This window comes from Paraconexibacter antarcticus (genome assembly GCF_024220175.1).
Taxonomy (GTDB): domain Bacteria; phylum Actinomycetota; class Thermoleophilia; order Solirubrobacterales; family Solirubrobacteraceae; genus Paraconexibacter; species Paraconexibacter antarcticus.
Window position 1 is genome coordinate 175457 of the sequence record NZ_CP098502.1, and the last position, 17907, is coordinate 193363.

Here is a 17907-nt window from a genome sequence, read left to right on the forward strand (position 1 = left end):
TCAGCCGTGGATGAGCCAGCCGTCGGCCGCGCGTGCGGCCTCCATGACGGCCTCGCTCATCGTCGGGTGGCCGTGGACCATGCGCGCGACCTCGGGGTAGCCGCCCTCGAGCGCCTTGGCGTTGACGAGCTCCTGGATGAGCTCCGTCGCCTTCGCGCCGACGATATGGCCGCCGAGGATCTCGCCGTACTGCTTGTCGCCGATGAGCTTCACGAGGCCGGTGCGGTCGCCGTAGACCGTGCCCGCGCCGACGGCGCCGTAGGGGACCTTGCCGACGACGACGTCGTGGCCGGCCTCGCGCGCCTGCTCCTCGGTGAGGCCGAAGGAGGCGACGTTCGGGGTGCAGAACGTCGCGCGGGGGATGTCGACGTAGACGATCGGGTGCGTGCTGTTGCCCGCGATCGCCTCGGCCGCGATGACGCCCTCGTCGCTCGCCTTGTGGGCGAGCGCCGGGCCGGGGACGAGGTCGCCGATGGCGTAGACCTTGTCGAGGTTCGTCTTCTGCGCGCCGTCGACCGCGATGAGGCCGCTGTCGGTGAGCTTCACGCCGGCCTCGTCGAGGCCGAGGCCCTCGACGTCCGGGCCGCGGCCGGCGGCGATGACGAGCCAGTCGGCCTCGCCGGCCTCCTCGCCGTAGGTGAACGTCACCTTGTCGTCGTGGGTCTCGACGTTCTCGACGAACGTCTTCGTGTGGACCTTGATGCCCTGCTTCTTGAAGCCGCGCTCGGCGAGCTTGGAGATGTCGGCGTCCTCGGAGGGGAGGACGCGGTCGAGGCCCTCGAAGAGGTGCACCTCGACGCCGAGGCGCGCGTAGGCCGACGCGATCTCGCTGCCGGACGCGCCGGCGCCCACGACGATCATCGTCTTCGGCAGCTCCTGCAGCGCCCATGCCTCCTCGGTGCCGATGACGCGCCCGCCGAACGTCGTGCCGGGGATCGGCTTCTTCACCGAGCCGGTGGCCAGGATGACGCCCTTGCTCGCGGTGATCGTGTTGCCGTCGACGACGACGTTGCCGTCCTTCGTCACCGCGCCGACGCCCTCGATGACGTCGATGCCGTTCTTCTTCATGAGGCCCGACACGCCGCCGGTGAGCGTGCCCACGACCTTCTCGCGGCGCGCGCTGACCGCGGAGAAGTCGACGGTCGGCTCGGAGACGGTGATGCCGAAGTCGCCGGCCTCGCGGACCTCGCCGAGGATGTCGGCCACGCGCAGGACGGCCTTCGCCGGGATGCACGCGACGTTCAGGCAGCGGCCGCCGATGTCGCCCTTCTCGACCACGGCGGTCGTCATGCCGAGCTGGGCCGAGCGGATCGCCGCCACGTAGCCCCCCGGTCCGGACCCGATGACGACGACGTCGTACGCGCTTTCAGCCATGCGCTCGAGCCTATTACAACGGTTTCGGCCGACGCCGCCCGGTGCTCAGCGGCCGGGGCGCTGCGGCATCTGGACCCGGGCCATGACCCGGACGAGCTTCCAGAACTGCAGGCCGAACGTCGCGATCACGACGAGGCAGACGAGCAGCGCCCAGAGGTTGCTCGAGACGGTGACGGCGAGCGACGCGATGACGACCGTGATCGCGAGGAGCGTCTGGAAGCCGAGGATCGCCCAGTACCTCAGGTTCCACATGCCCCACGCGGCGCCGAGCATGATGACCGCGAAGATGATGCCGCCCGAGCGGGAGCTCGTCCCGCTCCCGACCTTCACGTTCATGACCGCGAGCACGAGGTTCGCGAGGCCGAGGAAGGCGGCCAGCGCGATCGCCGACTGCAGGGCGCGCGGGCGCTCGCCGGGCCGGAGCGGCTGAAGCGTCGCGCGGATCGCCTCGTTCGCCGCCTCGCCCCGGAGCTTCTTCGGCGGGGCGCCGGCGGAGGCATCGGGCGCCGTCGCGCCGGGGACGGGCGGCGCCGCGGGGGCCTGCGTCGCGTCCGGGCCTGCGGCGACCGGCGCGGGCGCCGCGACCGCGGAGAACTCGTCGAGCGGCCCGGGGACGTGGCGGCGCGCGGCCTCGCGGCCGGGCGGCGTCGGCGCGGGATTGCCCCGCGGGACCGGCGGGGGCGCGGCGGGGCGCTCGCCGCGCTTGCGGCTACGCGAGCCCAACGGGGGCCTCCGGGCGCGCGGGGCGGTCGGCGGGGGCGAGGACGGCGGCGCGCAGCGCGCGGGCGGCGGCGGCCGGGTCCTCCGCCTCGGTGATCGCGCGGACGACGGCGATCCGCGCTGCCCCGGCGGCGCGCACCGCGGCGGCGTTCCCGGCGTCGATCCCCCCGATCGCGAAGAACGGGAGCGTGGCGCGGGCGGCGGCGTGGCGGACGAGCTCGAGGCCGACGGCGTCGCGGCCGGGCTTCGTCGGCGTCGCGTGGACGGGACCGACGCCGATGTAGTCGACGCCGCCGGCGGCGACGTGGGCGGCGTCGATCTGCGCCGGCGAGTGGGTCGAGAGGCCGACGAGGCGGTCCGGGCCGACGAGCGCGCGGGCGGCCGCCACGGCGATGTCGTCCTGCCCGACGTGCACGCCGTCGGCGCCGGCGGCCGCGACGAGGTCCGGCCGGTCGTTGAGGACGAACAGCGCGCCGGCCTCGGCGCAGGCCGCCCGGACGACGGCCGCCTCGCGGAGCAGCTCGTCGTCGCCGGCCGGGTCCTTGATCCGCAGCTGCACGACGTCGACGCCGGAGGCCAGTGCCGCGCGGAGGCGGGCCGGCGCGATCGCGCCGGTCACGAGGTAGAGGCGGGCGGCCCCGAGCTGGGCGCGACGATCCATCGCCGTCAGTCTGGCATCCGCGGCAGCGCCGCGGCGCCCGGCTACGCTGGTCGCTCTGCGCCCCGTGACGCCCCTGTCCCCCCGCAGCGCCCGCGCCGCCCGCGACGTCGTCGTCGTCGGCGGCGGCATCGTCGGTCTCGCCGTGGCCTGGCGCGCCGCGCGCCGCGGGCTGTCCGTGACCGTCTGCGAACGCGGCGGGCTCCCGTCGTACGTCGCCGCCGCGCACGTCGCCGCGGGGATGCTCGCGCCGGTCGCCGAGGCCGACGCGCAGGAGCGCCCGCTGCTCCGCCTCGGCCTCGACAGCGCGGCCCGCTGGCCCGCCTTCGCCGCCGAGCTCGAGGAGGCGTCCGGCCTCTCCGTCGGCTACCGCGACTGCGGGACGCTCGTCGTCGCCCGCGACCGCGACGAGGCCGAGCACGTCGACCGCGAGATCCGCCTGCGCGAGGCCCTCGGGGTCCCGGTGGCACGGCTGCTGCCCTCCGCCGCGCGCTGCGTCGAGCCGGCCCTCGCCCCGACGATCCGCGCCGCCTTCCACGCCCCCGACGACCACGCCGTCGATCCGCGCGCCGTCTGCGAGGCGCTGCTCGTCGCCTGCGAGCGGGTGGACGTCGAGCTGCGGCCCGGCTGCGAGGTCCGCGCCGTCACCGGCGGCGGCGTGACGCTCGCGAGCGGCGAGCACGTGACGGCCGGTCGCACCGTCGTCGCGGCCGGCGCCTGGGCGGCACGCATCGCGGGCCTCCCGGGGCTCTGCGTCCGCCCGGTGAAGGGCCAGGTCCTCCGGCTCGCGGCCCGCGCCGGCGAGGGCCCGCTGCTGGAGCACGTCGTCCGGTGGGACGGGGGATACCTCGTGCCGCGCGGCGACGGCCGGGTCGTCCTCGGCGCGACGATGGAGGACCGCGGCTACGACACGAACGTCACCGCGCTCGGCGTCTACGAGCTGCTGCGCGACGCGGGCGAGCTCGTCCCCGGCGTCCTCGAGCTCGACCTCGAGTGCGCGCTCGCCGGGCTCCGGCCCGCGACGCCGGACAACGCGCCGCTGCTCGGCGAGTGGGAGGGCGTCGTGCTCGCCTGCGGCCACCATCGCAACGGCGTCCTGCTGACGCCCGCGACCGCCGACCGGATCGCCGCGCTGCTCGCGGGCGAGGACCCGCACATCGACCCGGCGTTCGCGCCGTCCCGCTTCACCCCGGTCGGGGCCCCGCGATGACGCTCACGGTCAACGGCGCCGAGCGCACCGACATCCCGGCCGGGACCACCGTCGCGGGGCTGCTCGACCTCCTCGACCTGCCGCAGCGCGATCGCGGCGTCGCGGTCGCCGTCGACGCCGAGGTCGTCCCGAAGAGCGCCTGGGCGAGCACCGTGCTGGCCGACGGCGACGAGGTCGAGGTCCTCGTCGCCGTGCAGGGAGGATGATCCGGGGACCGTGTCCGCACCCATCCCGCCCGTGACCCAGAACGCCGACGACGTCCTCGAGCTCGGCGGGCGCCGGCTGCGCTCCCGGCTCCTCCTCGGGACGGGCGGCTTCCCGCGGCTGCAGGCGCTCGAGGACGCGGTCCGCGCGAGCGGCACCGAGCTCGTCACCGTCGCGCTGCGCCGCGTCGACGTCGAGGCCCGTGGCTCGCTCGTCGCGACCCTCGACCGCTGCGGCGTCGAGGTCCTGCCGAACACCGCCGGCTGCTACACCGCCCGCGACGCCGTCCTCACCGCGAAGCTCGCCCGCGAGGCGTTCTCGACCGACCTCGTGAAGCTCGAGGTCATCGGGGACGAGCGGACGCTGCTGCCCGACGCGCCGGAGCTCCTGCTCGCCGCCGAGCAGCTCGTCGCCGACGGCTTCACCGTCCTGCCCTACACGACCGACGACCCGGTCCTCGCCCGGCGCCTGGAGGGCGTCGGGTGCGCGGCCGTCATGCCGCTCGGGTCCCCGATCGGGTCCGGGATGGGCATCCGCAACCCGTACAACATCGCGCTCATCGTCGAGGGGGCCGGGGTGCCCGTCGTCCTCGACGCGGGGGTCGGGACGGCGAGCGACGCGGCGCTGGCGATGGAGCTCGGCTGCGACGCCGTCCTCTGCGCGAGCGCGATCAGCCGCGCGCAGGACCCGGTCGCGATGGCGCTGGCGATCCGCGCCGGGGTCGAGGGCGGGCGGCTGGCCCGCGGCGCCGGGCGCATCCCGCGCCGCCTGTACGCCGAGGCGTCCTCGCCGCAGTCCGGGCTGGCGGACTTCGGGCCGGCGGGATCCGCGGCGCCGACGGCGCCACCGCCCGCCGCCTGACCCCGCCCGTCGCGATGCCCGACGCCGCCCTCGCCCCGCTGCTGGCCGCCTACACCGCCCGGGACGAGGCCGCCGTGCACGCGGCGGTCCATCCCGACGTCCACTACGAGGACCCGCTGACGCCCGCGCCGCTCCGCGGTCCCGGGGAGCTGCTCGCGCACCTGCGCCGCGGCTGGTCGGCGTTCCCGGACGGGCGCCTGGAGCCGACGGGGGCGGAGGTCCGCGAGGGCGCCCTCGTCGTCGCCCCCGGCAAGCTCGTCGCGACCCAGCGCGGGGCGCTCGGGTCCCTGCCCGCGACGGGGCGGTTCCTCGTCGCGCACGCGGTCCTCTACTGCGAGCTCGACCCGGGCTCGGATCGCCTCCTGCGCGCCCGGGCCTTCTTCGACGTCTACGGCGCCGCGCAGCAGCTCGGCGTCCTGCCGAAGCCCGGCACCGCGGCGCAGCGGGCGCTTATGGTCCTGCAGGGCTTCGGCGTCGGCCGCCGGCCGGGCTGAGCGCCGCGGTCACTGCACGACGATCGTGCCGTCCATCCCGGGGTGGATCGTGCACGTGTACTTGATCGTGCCTGCGGTCTTCGGGGTGAAGGAGAAGGTCTGCCCCTGGTTGAGGAGGGCGGACTTGAAGCTCGCGCCGGCCTTCGCGGTGACGTTGTGGCCGACGGCCTCCCCGTTCGTCCACGTCACCTTCGTGCCGGCCTTGACGGTGACGGACTTCGGGTCGAAGGCGATGTTCTTCATCGTGATCGTGACGCCGCCGGAGGCGGGGGCCGCGGTCGTCGCGGTCGACGCGGCGCCGGTGGCGGGGGCGGGCGTGGAGGTGCTGCTCGAGCTCGACCCGGAGCTCGAGCCGCAGCCGGCGAGGAGGCCGGTGGCGAGGACGGCGAGCAGGGGCAGGGTGCGGTGCGACGGCATGGCGGGACTCCTTGGCACGGGTGGGGGGGCGGCGACGCCGCCCGAGGACATCGTCCCGCTATGGGCCCGTGGCCTCAAGCCCGAGGCTCACCGGGGCGTGGTCGGAGAGCGGGGCGTGCGCATGGACCGTGACCTCGCTGACGCGCCGCCAGCCACGGGCGAGCACGAAGTCGACGTCGTGGCCGCCGAGGGGGACCAGGTCGCCGGCCCGCGGGTGGCGGGTGTTCGTGTCCCCACCGAGGATCACCGGCGCCTGCGCGCCCGCCCAGCCGTCGAGGGCGCGGGCGGCGGTCGCGAGGTCGGCCTGGGCGTGGGCCTCGGAGTGGACCTGGGCGTGGAGGTTCGCGATCCAGCGGCCGTCGGCGAGGTGCACGGCGTGCGCGACGCGGCGCTCGGGCCGGCGGCGGAGGACGACCTCGTGGTGGGCGACGATCGGCGTGCCGTCGCGGACGAGGATCGCGTTGCAGCCACCCCCGTTGGACTTGATGAGGTCCGGGAAGCGCCGCGCGACGAGCCGGCGCAGCGGCAGCAGCGCGTTGCGCGAGGTGAGCGCGACGCGCGGCTCGGCCCCGCAGGCGCGCGCCATCGGCGCCGGCCACCAGGGCGGGCACTCCTGGAGCAGCGCGACGTCCCACGCCCAGCCCTGGAGCGCGGCGGTGAACTCGGCCTGCAGATCGCGGCCCGCGTTCGGCAGCGCCCGTCCGTGGAAGAGGTTCCAGGTGAGGATGCGCACGTGAGCTATCTTCTCGCGCCTCATGGCACGCTCCTTCCTGACCGGTGCTGAGCTCTCCTCGGACGAGCTGCACGCCCTCCTGGACCGCGCCATCGCGCTGAAGGCGGACCCGCTGGGCTCGCGTGCGCTGGCGGGCAAGACGGTCGCCCTGCTGTTCGAGAAGCCGTCGACGCGCACGCGCCTGTCGTTCGAGGCGGGCGTCGTCGAGCTCGGCGGGCACCCGCTCATCCTGCGGCCGGGGGAGATGCAGATCTCCCGCGGCGAGTCGGTGAAGGACACCGCCCGGATCCTCAGCCGCCACGTGCAGGCTGTCGGCGTGCGCACCGGACCGGACGCGCTGCTCGAGGAGCTCGCCGCCGAGGGGACGATCCCGGTCGTCAACATGCTGACCGCCGGGCACCACCCGTGCCAGGCGCTCGCGGACCTCATGACGCTGAAGGAGCGCTTCGGCTCCCTCGAGGGGCTGAAGCTCGCCTACGTCGGCGACGGCAACAACGTTGCCCGGTCGCTCGCGATCGTCGGGGCGCTGGCCGGGGTGCAGGTCGCGGTCGCGGCGCCCGAGGGGTACCAGCTCGAGCCGGTCGCCGGCGCGCAGCTCACCGCCGACCCGTACGAGGCCGTCAGCGGTGCGCACGCCGTCTATGCCGACGTCTGGGTGTCGATGGGCGACGAGGACACCGCCGACGCCCGCCGCGCCGCCCTTACGCCCTACCGGATCGACGACGCGCTGCTCGACGCCGCGGCGCCCGGCGCGATCGCGCTGCACTGCCTGCCGGCCCACCCCGGCGAGGAGATCACCGCCGAGGTCCTCTACGGCGAGCGCGGGGAGCCGATCTGGGACCAGGCGGAGAACCGCCGCCACGCGCAGAAGGCGCTGCTGGAGCTGCTTCTGGCGGGATGAGTCCGCGCGCCCGACGGCGGCGTGCGGCCAAGTGGGGACATATGTCCCACGAGACCGCACGCCGGCGCGGTTGGGCCCCCGAAGACGACGAAGGCCGCCCGGAAGGCGGCCTCGACGTTGCTGCGGATCGCCGGGGACGCGCCCCGGCGGGTGACTACTTGCCGTTGACGGCGTCCTTCAGTGCCTTGGCGGCGGTGAACTTCGGCGCCTTGGACGCGGCGATCTCGATCTTCGCCCCGGTGGCCGGGTTGACGCCCTGACGGGCGGCACGGTCCGACACGGAGAACTTGCCGAGGCCGGCGATGGCAACCTCGCCACCACGGGACAGGGTCTCGGTGAGGATGTCGGCCAGCGCGTCGACGGCGGCCTTGGCCTGGCCGGCCGGGAGGTCGGTCTTCTCGGCGAGGTTCTGGGCGAGCTCAGTCTTGTTCACGGCGGTTTCCTCCTGCGTTGACGAATGCGACTGCGGCGGAGCGTACCCCGCCGCGCGGTTGGATGTCGTGCGAAAACCCCGATGGCATCGGGGTTCTGCAGCGGTGGGGGACCGAATCACACCCGTCGGACGACATGACGGTCCGGCCCCGCGCCACCCGCCCGGAAGCTCGGCGCTCGCTCGGCGTCCGGTGGGTATACGGTGCGTTTGACCGGTCCTTCACCGACCCCCTGTCCGGAGCCTCCACACCGATGCCGCAACCGAAGTCCCCGCCGTCCGCCAAGCCCACCCGGGCCGGGGGCGGCGCGTCGCGGAACGCGCCCAGAACCCCGTCGGTTGCAGGGACGAAGCCGCCGCAGGACGCGGCCGAGGCCCAGGCCGCGCGCGACGAGCTGCTGCGCCAGAACCTCGCCCAGCTCCGCGAGCTCCTCGCCGGCGGCGTCATGCTCACGGCCTCCCGTGTGCAGGAGGCGATGGACGACGCGGTCCGCAAGGGGAAGATGACCCGGCGCGACGCGGAGGAGCTCGCCCGCCAGCTCGTCGACACCGGCCGCCGGCAGAGCTTCGACCTCCTCGCCGAGATCGAACATCTCCTCGAGCGCAGCAAGGGCGACCTGCCGAACGCGGCGACGCTCCTGCGCGAGGGCACCGAGCGGGTGCGCCGCGAGGTCGAGCGCGTCCGTCAGGCCGCCGGGGTGGCCCCCGGCCTGGCGATCACCGGCTACGACACGCTCACGGCGGCGCAGATCACGTCGCAGCTCGAGGGTCTCTCCTCCACCGAGCTGCGCCGCATCCGCGACCACGAGCGCACCCACGCGAACCGCAAGACGGTCCTCGCGGCGCTCGGGCGCGCGCTCGACTGAGCCTGCCGCGGGGCGCCCGCGCGTCCCCGCGACGGGCCGACCGGCGCAACCCTGCGATCCTGGGGGGTCATGGAGTCCATCGACCAGGCCGCGCCGGCCCCCGCCACCGACCGCCCGGACCGTCCGAAGCGGCCCGACAAGGGGCAGGAGCTCGACCTGCGCATCGAGCGGCTCGCCCACGGCGGCAACGGCGTCGCGCGCCACGACGGCTTCGTCGTCTTCGTCGGCGGGACCGTCCCCGGCGACCGCGTCCGCGCCGTCCTCCACACCCGGAAGAAGGCCTACGGCGAGGCGCGGCTGCTCGAGGTCCTCGAGCCGAGCCCGGACCGCATCGAGCCCGTCGCCCACCATCCGGGCGCCGCCTGGCAGGTCATGCCCTACGAGATGCAGCTGCGCATCAAGGCCGAGCAGGTCGAGGACGCCATGCGCCGCATCGGCAAGCTCGACGGCTTCGTCATGGAGGAGATCCTCCCGGCGGTCGAGCAGTGGGGCTACCGCAACAAGCTCGAGTACTCGTTCGGGAACGACACCGACGGCAACCTGCTCTGCGGCTTCCACGCGCCCGGCTCGTGGGAGACGATCATCGACGGGGAGTCCCGGCTCGGCACCGAGCGCGCGAACGAGGCCCGCCGGATCGTCCTGGACTGGTGCCGCGAACAGGGCCTGCCCGCCTACGACCGCCGCTCGCGCACCGGCGTGCTGCGCAACCTCGTCATCCGCGAGGCGCGGCGCACCGGCCAGCTCCAGGTCCGCCTCGTGACCTCACCGGTCGAGCTCGACGACCTCGCCGTCGCGATCCTCGCCGAGACGCTCGACGCCACCTCGCTCATCCACACGCAGTACGACGGCCTGGGTGAGACGACGAGCGGCGGTGTCTCGACGCTGCTCGACGGCAAGGACCACATCGTCGATGAGCTGTGCGGGCTGAGCTTCCGCATCAGCGCCGACGCGTTCTTCCAGACGAACACCGAGATGGCCGAGCGCCTCTACGGCGTCGCGGCGGACTTCGCGGACCTCAAGGGCTGGGAGCGGCTCTACGACCTCTTCTGCGGCATCGGGACGATCGGGCTGTCGCTGTCGACCCGCTCGGGGGAGATCTGGGGCCTGGAGATCGTCGAGGACGCGATCGCCGACGCGATCAGGAACGCGAAGGCCAACGGCATCGACAACGCGAAGTTCTTCGCGGGCGACGTGCGCACCGCGCTCGGCGAGCTCGTCGAGATGGCCGGGCGCCCCGACCTCCTGCTCGTCGACCCGCCCCGCGCGGGTCTCTCGCAGAAGGTCGTCCGCCGCATCATCGAGGCCAACCCGAAGCGCATCGTTTACGTCTCCTGCAACCCGACGACGCTCGCGCCGAACGCCGCGCAGCTCGTCGAGGCCGGCTACGTGCTGAAGCGGGTCAGGCCCGTGGACATGTTCCCGCAGACGCCGCACATCGAGGCCGTCGCGGTGTTCGACCGCGGCTGAGCGCAGGCCCGCGCCCCGAGGAGTGGGGCGCCGTGGCCCCGGGCATGCAGGCGACATGACCACCGACGAGCACCCCGACACCGACGACCTCGCGGAGGGCGCGCCACGCGGCGACGGCCTCGCGACGGGCTCCGCCCCGCAGGAGGGCATCGACGCCGAGGACGCGCCCGACCCGGGCGCCACCGTCACCCGGCTGCCGCGCGGCGGCGAGGACCTGGCGGACGGCGCCGCCTGAGCGCGCCCGGCCCCGTCCAGCGGTGAATGAAGGTTCAGGGTGCGCACAGCACCCTGAATCTTCACTCAGGTGCGCCCGAGCCGCGCGGCGTGCTGCTCGCCGACGCCCCCGAGCGCGGCGTCCGCCTCCGTGCAGGCGTTCTCGGACGCCGCCCCGGCGGCCCTCAGGCGGCGCTCACGCCCGTCCCGATCGGGCAGCTCACGCCGGTTCCCGCGAGGTTGCAGTAGCCGTTCGGGTTCTTGTCGAGGTACTGCTGGTGGTAGTCCTCGGCGTAGTAGAACGGGCCCGCCGGCGCGATCTCGGTCGTGATCTCTCCGCGCCCGGCCGCGCTCAGGGCCGCCTGGTACTGCTCGCGGGACCGGGCGGCCGCAGCGGCCTGGGCGGCGTCGACCGTGTAGATCGCCGAGCGGTAGGTCGTGCCGACGTCGTTGCCCTGGCGCATGCCCTGGGTCGGGTCGTGCTCCTCCCAGAAGCGCTTGAGCAGGTCGGCGTACGTGATCTGCGCGGGGTCGAAGGCGACCATGACGACCTCGGCGTGCCCGGTCCGGTTCGTGCACGTCTCCTCGTACGTCGGGTTCGGCGTGAAGCCGCCCTGGTAGCCCACCGCCGTCGAGTGGACGCCAGGGGTCTGCCAGAACATCCGCTCCGCGCCCCAGAAGCAGCCGAGGCCGAAGTACGCGACCTCGATGCCGGCTCCGAACGGCGGCTTCAGCGGCGTGCCGAGCACGCGGTGGGTCTCGGCGACGGGCAGCGCGGTGTCGCGGCCGGGGAGCGCGTCCGACGGCTCCACCATCGCGGTCTTGGACTTCAGGAAGGAGGAGAACATGGATCCAGGGTATCCGCGCCCCGCCGTGGCGCCACCGGGATGCGCCCGATGTTCGCGCGTGTTCACGAACCGGGCGTACCGGTCACACTCATGGCCATGCACGCCGCCACGATCACCGACGGCTCCGTCGCCGTCGCCGAGCACGACGATCCGGTCCCCGGCCACGGCGAGGTCCTCGTCCGCGTCCGCGCGGCCGGCCTCAACGGCGCGGACATCCTCCAGCGCAAGGGGCACTACCCGGCACCGCCCGGCTCGCCCGCCGACATCCCGGGCCTCGAGCTCGCCGGGGAGGTCGCCGGCCTCGGCCCGGGCACGACCCGCTTCGCCGAGGGCGACCGCGTCATGGCGATCGTCGGCGGCGGGGGTCAGGGCGAGCTCGCGGTCGTCCACGAGCGCCAGCTCATGCCGGTGCCGGAGAACGTCGCCTTCCCGGCCGCCGGCGGCGTCCCGGAGGTCTTCACGACCGCCTACGACGCCCTGTTCACGCAGTGCGGGCTGGCGGCGGGCGAGCGGCTGCTCGTCCACGGCGCGGCCGGCGGCGTCGGCACCGCCGCGGTCCAGCTCGGCGCGTCGGCCGGCGCCCACGTGACCGCGACCGTCCGCCGCGAGGAGGCGCGCGCCCAGGTCGAGGCGCTCGGCGCCCACGCCGTCATCGATCCCGAGGGCTTCGCGGACGCGGGCCCGTTCGACGTCGTCCTCGAGCTCGTCGGCGCCCCGAACATGCCGGAGAACCTCAACGCGATCGGGACCGGCGGCCGGATCGTCGTCATCGGGGTCGGCGCGGGCGCGAAGGCCGAGGTGAACCTCCTCGCCCTCATGGGCAAGCGGGCCTCCCTGCGGGCCTCGACGCTCCGCGCCCGGCCGCTGGAGGAGAAGGCCGCCACCGCCCGCGCGATCGAGAAGCACGTCCTCCCGCTGCTCGCCTCGGGCGCGCTGTCGGTCCCCGTCGCGCGGACGTTCCCGCTCGCCGAGGTCCACGACGCCTACGAGGCGTTCGTCGCCGGCGGCAAGGTCGGCAAGATCATCCTCGAGCTGTAGACGCGCCCGTCAGGCCTCGTCGCGGACGCCGACGACGAGCAGGTCGGCGTTCGCGGCGAGGAACCCGCCGAGGACGGGGGCGACCGGGTCGATCCGGAGGGCCGCCGCGAGCGCCGCGGCCTCGAGGACGAGCACGACGGTCCACCGGGCGCGCAGGCCGAGCGCGGCCGCCCACGTGCCGATCGCGCCGATCGCGACGACGACGAGCGCCGGCAGGGCCAGGGCCTGCCCGCCCCCGAAGGCGGCGATCTCGAGCGTCAGCGGGTCACCGGCGGCCGCCTTGGCCGTCACGGTCGACGCGTCGCTCGCGATCCCGCCGATGGCGAGGCCCGCGACGAGCAGCGACACCGCGATCGCGAGCGCGGGCTGGGGGAAGGACCGCGCGAAGAGCATCCCCGCGGTCGCCCACATGAGCGCCTCCGGCAGCGACGCCGCCGCCCGGGCGTTCGTCGCGTCGAAGGTCAGCGCGAGCATGCCCACGCCGGTCGCGAGCGTCACGAGCGTCAGGCGCCCGGCGTGCAGCCAGGCGGCGCTGATGACGGTCCCGCAGAGCAGGACGACCCCGACGACGCCGGCCGCGCGGACGCCGGTGCCGGTGGTCGCCGCGGGCAGCGACGGGGCGACGAGCGCCTCGGCGACCGTCAGCGCGGCGAGGACGAGCGTCAGTAGGGGGGAAGGTCCGCGTACCACGTGCCCAGCATCCGGAAGGCCGACCAGAACGCGCGCTTGGCCGTCTCCTCGTCCAGCGCGCCGTCGATGTCGGGCACGTAGAGCGCCTCGATCGACGGGGTGAGCCGCTGGATCTGGCCCGGGACGGGCTCGACGGGCGCGGCGAGCGGCAGCTGCAGCTCGTTGAGGAGGGCGAGGGCCTCCTCGCCCATGACGACGACGATCTTCGGCTGGACGATCGCGATCTCGCGCCCGACGCGGCCCATGCAGCCGGGGTCCGCGAGGCCGGTGTCGTCCACCGGGCACTTCACGCAGAGCGTGCCGTAGACGGCGAGCGGGTCGATCTGCAGCCGCTTGAGCGACTTCATCAGCGCGGTGCCCGAGCGGCCGTAGAAGGCGACGCCCTCCTCGATCTCCGCGGCGGTCGGGGCGTGCTTGAGGAGGAAGATGTCCGCCTGCGGATGCCCCGAGCCGAGCACCGGCATGAGGTTCCCGCGGGGGCAGAGCGGGCAGGACTGCAGCTCCTGCGTGAGCGTGTTCAGCTCACGGATGGCCCGCTCGAGGTACTTCTCCCGGATCTCGTCGTCGGTCGTCGGCATCGGCGAACGGGGGTTTCGACGGGGGCGGCGCGCGACCCTCGTCGTGCACCCAAGGTTGCCGGATGGGCGCGCTGTTGCAGCCCGTCCGACGATAGAGGAGAACGGCCCGGACTATGTGTCCCCGGAACGCGGTGCGACGTCCGTCAGGGCTTCTTCGCGCGGGCCACCCGCCGGGCCTTGCGGGCCCGGCGCGCGCCCGCCGGCGTCGCCTTCGTCTCGAGGAACTTCAGCGCCTGGACGTAGAGCAGCGACGAGGGCTTCGTCCGGATCTCCGCCATCGCGAGCGCCTCGATGAACTCCTCGGGCCCCTCGAAGTCGGGCATGTGGATGCGCACGGAGCCGAGGCCCTGGGCGACGTGGGAGTCCGAGCCGGCGCCCGCGGTGATGCGGTACTTGGCGGCGAAACGCTCGGCCTCCTCGTTGAACGAGCCGATCGCCACCCGCGGGTTGTAGATCTCGATCGCGTCGATGTCCTCGACGATGTCGAGCAGGTGCTCGTAGTCGGGGACCGCGTGCATCCGGTCGAACGGGTGCGGGACGTAGACGAGCCCGCCCTGCCGCTTGATCTCGGCGACGGTCTCCTGCAGCGTCATGCCGCGCGGGATCTTCTCGGTGAGGAAGAGGCCGATGACCTCGCCCTGGGACGCGGTCTTCACCTCCTCGCCGATGATGATCTTCACGCCGTACTCCGCCGCCTTCGCCTGCGCGTCGAAGGCGCCGGAGACCTCGTTGTGATCGGTGACGGCGATCGCGCCGAGCCCCTGGTCGCGCGCGGTCGCGAGCAGCACCTCGACCGGCGTCGCGCAGTCCCCGGAGTGGTCGGTGTGCATGTGGAGGTCGACGTCGATGCGGCGGCGGCCCTCCAGGCGGGCGCGGACGGCCGGGTTGCCGGTCGGGTCGTGGCGGCGCGCGACGGTGCGCGCGTAGACCGCCTCGAGCTCGTCGGTCATCCGGTCCCAGCCGAGGGTGGCGCGGACCGCGTCCCCGGCACCGCGCAGCCGGTCGAGCAGCTCGGGCTCGCGGACGAGGCGGGTGAGCTGCGCCGCGCACGTCAGCGGCTCGGAGGTCGCGAACAGCAGCCCGTGCTCGCCCTCGCCGGTGACCTCCTCGTAGACCGCGAGCGACGAGCACAGCGGCACCGCGCCCGCGGCGACCGCGCGCAGGACGGCGGCGGGCGCCGGGGCCGAGCCGTCGGAGGCGAAGACGCAGACGTCGGCGGCGGCGAGCACCTCGGCCTCGGTGCTCGCGTCCCGGCCGTCGGTGCCGAGGAAGCGGACGCGCTCGCGCAGGTCGGCCCGCAGCGGTGTGCTCGACGAGGCGCCCCGGTCGCTCAGCACCGTCACCTCGAACGCGAGCGCGGGGTCCAGGCGCCGCAGCGCGCGGAGGAAGACGCGCAGCGACGCGCGCTCCTCCTCGTCGACGAAGGCGATCCGCAGCGGCCCCTCGGCGCGCGGCGCGGCGGCCGACGCCGGCACGTCCGCCCCCGGCGTGAGCACCTGGTAGGCGGCGGGGAAGTGGCGGGCGAGGAGGTCGGCGGTCGCCTGGAAGCTCGCCAGGCGCGCGTCGAGGCGCCCGAAGACGAGGTCGACGAGCTTGCGCGCGACCTGGGTGGCGACGATCCGCTCGGCGGGCTCGTGGAAGGTGCCGACGTTCAGCGCCCGCGAGTGGCGCAGCGCGGCCGAGGAGGCGGACGGCGCGAACGGCTCGTGGACGTGGCAGAGGTCGAGCGGCGCCGTCGTGAGCAGCTCCTCGATCGTCCGCGTCACGTCGATCGGCAGCGGGCTGCGGCGCTGGCTCGCGATCGGCGCGGGGACGACCTCCCCGACGGCGACCATCCGCACCCCTTCCGGGGCGTCGGCCCACAGGTCCGCCCCGCCGCGGATCGCGGCCCGTGAGTCGCGGACGAGGCGCTGCGAGGTCGACGGGGCGACGATGAGGACGCGGTGGCCCCGGGCGGCGAGCTCGGCGCTCGTCCGCGCGATGAGGCCGTTGAGCTCGTGCCCCGACTCCCACGCATGGGGCGTGACCTGGGCGATGGACAGCGGCGACAGGGGCACGACGAGGATCGTATTGGAGGGGGGTGCGGGCACCGTAGTCTTCTGACGACGTGGCCGGAACCCTGGGGCAGCGCATGGCGTGGCGCGACGAGCGCACGTTCGTCGGGCGCGAGCGCGAGCTCGCGCTCTTCGACGCCGTCATCGCGGGGGACGCCGCGGCGTCGGTCGTCTTCGTCCACGGCCCCGGCGGGGTCGGCAAGAGCACGCTCCTGCGGGAGGTCGCGCGGCGCGCCGCCCGCCACGGCTTCACCCCCGTCCTCGTCGAGGGCCGCGAGCTCGCGCCCGTCCCCGGCCAGATCGAGGCGGCCCTCGACGGCGTCGCGGCGCACGATCGCCCGCTCGTCGTCTTCGACACGTACGAGCGCATGGCCGCGGTCGGCGGCTTCCTGCGCTCCCGCCTGCTCCCCGGCCTGCCCGAGGGGTCGCTCGTCGTCCTCGCCGGCCGCCGCGCCCCCGAGCCCGGCTGGCTCAGCGACGGCTGGGAGCACATCACGACGACGCTCGAGCTCGGCCCGCTCGGCGACGAGGACGCGACGGCCCTCATCGCGCAGCACGGCGTGACCACCGCCGCCGCGGACGCCGAGGCCCGCGTCACCGCGCTGCTCCGCTGGGCCGACGGCTCCCCGCTCGCGCTCGCGCTCGGAGCCGAGGCGACGGCGGCCGCCCTCGCCCTCGGCGACGAGCTCGCCGCGCTGCCCGACCTGGACGACCCGGCGATCGGCCAGGCCATCCTCCGCCGCCTCGCCGGCTCCGAGCTCGACGGCGGCGACCTCGACGTCCTCGCCGTCGCCGCGATCGCCCGCCTGACGAGCGCGGCGATGCTGCGCGACGTCCTCCCCGGGACCGATCCGGAGGAGGCCGAGGCGTGGCTGCGGAGCCTGAGCTTCTCCGAGCCGCTCGGGGCGGCGTCACGCTGCACGACCTCGTCCGCCGCGCGCTGAAGGCCGACCTGCGCCGCCGCGACGCCGATCGCGAGCGGGAGCTGCGCCGGCGGATCGCCGACCATCTCCACACGCGGGCGACGGGCGGCGAGACCCACGTCATGGTCGAGCTCGCCGACCTCGTCGAGAACCCGGTGATCCGCTGGGGCTTCGGGGCGACGACCTCCGCCACCCACCGCGTGGATCACGTGCGCCCCGGCGACCGCGAGCTCGCCGGGGAGCTGTTCGTCGCCCGGAAGGCCGGCGGCCACGGCTGGTGGGCGGGGGCGGAGCGCTTCTTCGACGAGGCGCCCGAGCGGGTCGTCGTCGCGCGCGACGAGCGCGACGCGCTCTGCGGCGTCTGCATCGCCGTGACGCCGGCCAACGCGCCGCCGTTCGCGGCCGCGGACCGCGTCCTCGGGCCGTGGCTCGCGCACGCCAGGCGGACGATCCCGGACGGCAACGTCCTCGTCTGGCGCGACTCGGTGGACCTCTCGGCGGCGCCCGAGGGGCACCCCGCGTCGCCCGTCGTCGCGATCCTCAACAAGGCGGCGATGCTCCGCAGCGGGCTGACGAACCAGCGCTGGTCCTACCTCCCGATCGACCCCCGCAACGACGTCGCCGTCGCCTTCGCCGCCGCGGTCGGCGCCCGCCACGAGCCGGCCCTCGACATCCACACCCACACGGGCGGGGTCGTCCAGTGCCACATCCTCGACCACGGCGAGGGCGGCGTCCTCGGCATGACCCGCGACGCGGTCTACCAGGAGCTCGGCCTCAACCCGCCGCGCCCGCTGGACGCCCCGCCGCCCCCGCGGGCCGCCGACTTCGAGGACGTGCGCGAGGCGCTGCGCGTCCTCCACCAGCCGCTCGCGCTCGCCGCCTCACCGCTCGCGACGGGCACGGGGACCGACGAACGCGCCGCCTCGGTGCGCGAGCTCGTCACCGGCGCGGTGCAGCACGTCTTCGGCGACTCCCACGACGAGGTCCTGCAGCGGCGCATCATCGAGCGCGGCTACCTCGACCCGCACGGCGGCCACGAGCGGGCGGCGCTGGAGCTCAACGTCAGCCGCGCGACGTACTTCCGCCGCCTGCGCCGCGCCTGCGACCGGGTGGCCGAGTACGTCATCGCCGGTCGCGGCTGAGGCGCCGGGGGGCTGGCCGGGGTGGCTCCGCCGCCTCCGCCGGGCTAGGCTCGAGGGAGCCGGTCCACCAGGGAAGAGGAGACGCC

21 protein-coding genes are annotated in these 17907 nt (G+C 75.0%); 11 read left to right on the top strand and 10 right to left on the bottom strand.

Annotation, left to right across the window (positions count from 1 at the left end; all coding sequences use genetic code 11):
* Genes lpdA through thiE form a run of 3 tightly spaced genes read right to left on the bottom strand, consistent with a single transcriptional unit; the run spans position 1 to position 2755 of the window.
* Positions 1-1374 (bottom strand): dihydrolipoyl dehydrogenase, encoded by a 1374-nt coding sequence (lpdA, locus tag NBH00_RS00910; protein WP_254571481.1) that lies wholly within the window; start codon positions 1372-1374, stop codon positions 1-3.
* Between the two features lie 45 nt (positions 1375-1419).
* Positions 1420-2097 carry a hypothetical protein gene (locus NBH00_RS00915; RefSeq protein ID WP_254571482.1) on the bottom strand — a complete coding sequence of 226 codons (678 nt, stop codon included), beginning with the start codon at positions 2095-2097 and terminating at the stop codon, positions 1420-1422.
* The gene (thiE, locus tag NBH00_RS00920) at positions 2084-2755 is read right to left on the bottom strand and encodes a thiamine phosphate synthase (protein ID WP_254571483.1); all 672 of its coding nucleotides are present in this window, start codon (positions 2753-2755) and stop codon (positions 2084-2086) included. The genes NBH00_RS00915 and thiE overlap by 14 nt, the downstream gene beginning before the upstream one ends.
* A 64-nt stretch (positions 2756-2819) precedes the next feature.
* Between thiE and thiO the strand changes: the two genes are divergently transcribed.
* From thiO to NBH00_RS00940, 4 genes are read left to right on the top strand one after another with little or no spacing between them, the layout of a single operon-like run.
* The gene (thiO, locus tag NBH00_RS00925) at positions 2820-3962 is read left to right on the top strand and encodes a glycine oxidase ThiO (RefSeq protein ID WP_254571484.1); all 1143 of its coding nucleotides are present in this window, start codon (positions 2820-2822) and stop codon (positions 3960-3962) included.
* Positions 3959-4168, top strand: a complete 210-nt coding sequence (thiS, locus tag NBH00_RS00930; RefSeq protein ID WP_254571485.1) for a sulfur carrier protein ThiS — start codon at positions 3959-3961, stop codon at positions 4166-4168. Before thiO ends, thiS begins: the two co-directional genes overlap by 4 nt.
* A gap of 10 nt (positions 4169-4178) precedes the next feature.
* On the top strand, positions 4179-5027 hold the full coding sequence (locus tag NBH00_RS00935) for a thiazole synthase (protein WP_302182677.1): 849 nt from the start codon (positions 4179-4181) through the stop codon (positions 5025-5027).
* Positions 5028-5041: 14 nt separating this feature from the next.
* Positions 5042-5521, top strand: coding sequence for an ester cyclase (locus NBH00_RS00940; protein WP_254571486.1), 480 nt, complete (start codon positions 5042-5044; stop codon positions 5519-5521).
* 9 nt (positions 5522-5530) lie between these two features.
* On the opposite strand, the gene NBH00_RS00945 is transcribed toward NBH00_RS00940, so the two are convergent.
* Both NBH00_RS00945 and NBH00_RS00950 read right to left on the bottom strand, forming a co-directional pair.
* Positions 5531-5938: a cupredoxin domain-containing protein gene (locus NBH00_RS00945; RefSeq protein WP_254571487.1), complete on the bottom strand. Its 408-nt coding sequence runs from the start codon at positions 5936-5938 to the stop codon at positions 5531-5533.
* 58 nt (positions 5939-5996) lie between these two features.
* Positions 5997-6695: an endonuclease/exonuclease/phosphatase family protein gene (locus NBH00_RS00950; protein ID WP_254571488.1), complete on the bottom strand. Its 699-nt coding sequence runs from the start codon at positions 6693-6695 to the stop codon at positions 5997-5999.
* Between NBH00_RS00950 and argF the strand changes: the two genes are divergently transcribed.
* Positions 6694-7572: an ornithine carbamoyltransferase gene (gene argF, locus NBH00_RS00955; protein ID WP_254571489.1), complete on the top strand. Its 879-nt coding sequence runs from the start codon at positions 6694-6696 to the stop codon at positions 7570-7572. The two genes, NBH00_RS00950 and argF, sit on opposite strands and share 2 nt — an antisense overlap.
* A 154-nt stretch (positions 7573-7726) precedes the next feature.
* Here the strand turns inward: argF and NBH00_RS00960 are convergent, their stop codons facing one another.
* On the bottom strand, positions 7727-8125 hold the full coding sequence (locus tag NBH00_RS00960) for an HU family DNA-binding protein (RefSeq protein ID WP_302182678.1): 399 nt from the start codon (positions 8123-8125) through the stop codon (positions 7727-7729).
* A 131-nt stretch (positions 8126-8256) separates the two neighbouring features.
* On the opposite strand from NBH00_RS00960, the gene NBH00_RS00965 reads away from it, so the two are divergent.
* The 3 genes from NBH00_RS00965 to NBH00_RS00975 all read left to right on the top strand — a co-directional run bounded on the left by NBH00_RS00965 (position 8257) and on the right by NBH00_RS00975 (position 10570).
* On the top strand, positions 8257-8868 hold the full coding sequence (locus tag NBH00_RS00965; protein ID WP_254571491.1) for a hypothetical protein: 612 nt from the start codon (positions 8257-8259) through the stop codon (positions 8866-8868).
* 69 nt (positions 8869-8937) lie between these two features.
* Entirely contained in the window at positions 8938-10335 is a 1398-nt protein-coding gene (gene rlmD / locus NBH00_RS00970) for a 23S rRNA (uracil(1939)-C(5))-methyltransferase RlmD (RefSeq protein WP_254571492.1), read from the top strand.
* Between the two features lie 55 nt (positions 10336-10390).
* A complete protein-coding gene (locus NBH00_RS00975) occupies positions 10391-10570 on the top strand; it encodes a hypothetical protein (protein ID WP_254571493.1) in 180 nt (59 codons plus the stop codon).
* Between the two features lie 163 nt (positions 10571-10733).
* Here the strand turns inward: NBH00_RS00975 and msrA are convergent, their stop codons facing one another.
* Positions 10734-11396, bottom strand: coding sequence for a peptide-methionine (S)-S-oxide reductase MsrA (msrA, locus tag NBH00_RS00980; RefSeq protein WP_254571494.1), 663 nt, complete (start codon positions 11394-11396; stop codon positions 10734-10736).
* Positions 11397-11492: 96 nt separating this feature from the next.
* Between msrA and NBH00_RS00985 the strand changes: the two genes are divergently transcribed.
* Positions 11493-12434 carry an NAD(P)H-quinone oxidoreductase gene (locus NBH00_RS00985; RefSeq protein ID WP_254571495.1) on the top strand — a complete coding sequence of 314 codons (942 nt, stop codon included), beginning with the start codon at positions 11493-11495 and terminating at the stop codon, positions 12432-12434.
* A gap of 9 nt (positions 12435-12443) precedes the next feature.
* Here the strand turns inward: NBH00_RS00985 and NBH00_RS00990 are convergent, their stop codons facing one another.
* From NBH00_RS00990 to NBH00_RS01000, 3 genes are all read right to left on the bottom strand, one after another.
* Positions 12444-13124, bottom strand: a complete 681-nt coding sequence (locus NBH00_RS00990; RefSeq protein WP_254571496.1) for a hypothetical protein — start codon at positions 13122-13124, stop codon at positions 12444-12446.
* Positions 13097-13702, bottom strand: coding sequence for a uracil-DNA glycosylase family protein (locus tag NBH00_RS00995; RefSeq protein WP_254571497.1), 606 nt, complete (start codon positions 13700-13702; stop codon positions 13097-13099). Before NBH00_RS00995 ends, NBH00_RS00990 begins: the two co-directional genes overlap by 28 nt.
* A gap of 143 nt (positions 13703-13845) precedes the next feature.
* Positions 13846-15759: a PHP domain-containing protein gene (locus NBH00_RS01000; RefSeq protein WP_254571498.1), complete on the bottom strand. Its 1914-nt coding sequence runs from the start codon at positions 15757-15759 to the stop codon at positions 13846-13848.
* 50 nt (positions 15760-15809) lie between these two features.
* On the opposite strand from NBH00_RS01000, the gene NBH00_RS01005 reads away from it, so the two are divergent.
* Together NBH00_RS01005 and NBH00_RS01010 are read left to right on the top strand one after the other, a co-directional pair.
* Positions 15810-16700: an ATP-binding protein gene (locus tag NBH00_RS01005; RefSeq protein WP_254571499.1), complete on the top strand. Its 891-nt coding sequence runs from the start codon at positions 15810-15812 to the stop codon at positions 16698-16700.
* The gene (locus NBH00_RS01010) at positions 16625-17821 is read left to right on the top strand and encodes a hypothetical protein (RefSeq protein WP_254571500.1); all 1197 of its coding nucleotides are present in this window, start codon (positions 16625-16627) and stop codon (positions 17819-17821) included. Before NBH00_RS01005 ends, NBH00_RS01010 begins: the two co-directional genes overlap by 76 nt.
* Positions 17822-17907 lie beyond the last annotated feature (86 nt).

Excerpts from the sequence above, each read along its gene's own strand:
- lpdA (WP_254571481.1), bottom strand. The coding sequence starts at position 1,374 with ATGGCTGAAAGCGCGTACGACGTCGTCGTCATCGGGTCCGGACCGGGG.
- thiE (WP_254571483.1), bottom strand. The coding sequence starts at position 2,755 with ATGGATCGTCGCGCCCAGCTCGGGGCCGCCCGCCTCTACCTCGTGACC.
- thiS (WP_254571485.1), top strand. The coding sequence starts at position 3,959 with ATGACGCTCACGGTCAACGGCGCCGAGCGCACCGACATCCCGGCCGGG.
- NBH00_RS00940 (WP_254571486.1), top strand. The coding sequence starts at position 5,042 with ATGCCCGACGCCGCCCTCGCCCCGCTGCTGGCCGCCTACACCGCCCGG.
- NBH00_RS00945 (WP_254571487.1), bottom strand. The coding sequence starts at position 5,938 with ATGCCGTCGCACCGCACCCTGCCCCTGCTCGCCGTCCTCGCCACCGGC.
- argF (WP_254571489.1), top strand. The coding sequence starts at position 6,694 with ATGGCACGCTCCTTCCTGACCGGTGCTGAGCTCTCCTCGGACGAGCTG.
- NBH00_RS00950 (WP_254571488.1), bottom strand. The coding sequence starts at position 6,695 with ATGAGGCGCGAGAAGATAGCTCACGTGCGCATCCTCACCTGGAACCTC.
- NBH00_RS00965 (WP_254571491.1), top strand. The coding sequence starts at position 8,257 with ATGCCGCAACCGAAGTCCCCGCCGTCCGCCAAGCCCACCCGGGCCGGG.
- rlmD (WP_254571492.1), top strand. The coding sequence starts at position 8,938 with ATGGAGTCCATCGACCAGGCCGCGCCGGCCCCCGCCACCGACCGCCCG.
- NBH00_RS00975 (WP_254571493.1), top strand. The coding sequence starts at position 10,391 with ATGACCACCGACGAGCACCCCGACACCGACGACCTCGCGGAGGGCGCG.
- msrA (WP_254571494.1), bottom strand. The coding sequence starts at position 11,396 with ATGTTCTCCTCCTTCCTGAAGTCCAAGACCGCGATGGTGGAGCCGTCG.
- NBH00_RS00985 (WP_254571495.1), top strand. The coding sequence starts at position 11,493 with ATGCACGCCGCCACGATCACCGACGGCTCCGTCGCCGTCGCCGAGCAC.
- NBH00_RS00995 (WP_254571497.1), bottom strand. The coding sequence starts at position 13,702 with ATGCCGACGACCGACGACGAGATCCGGGAGAAGTACCTCGAGCGGGCC.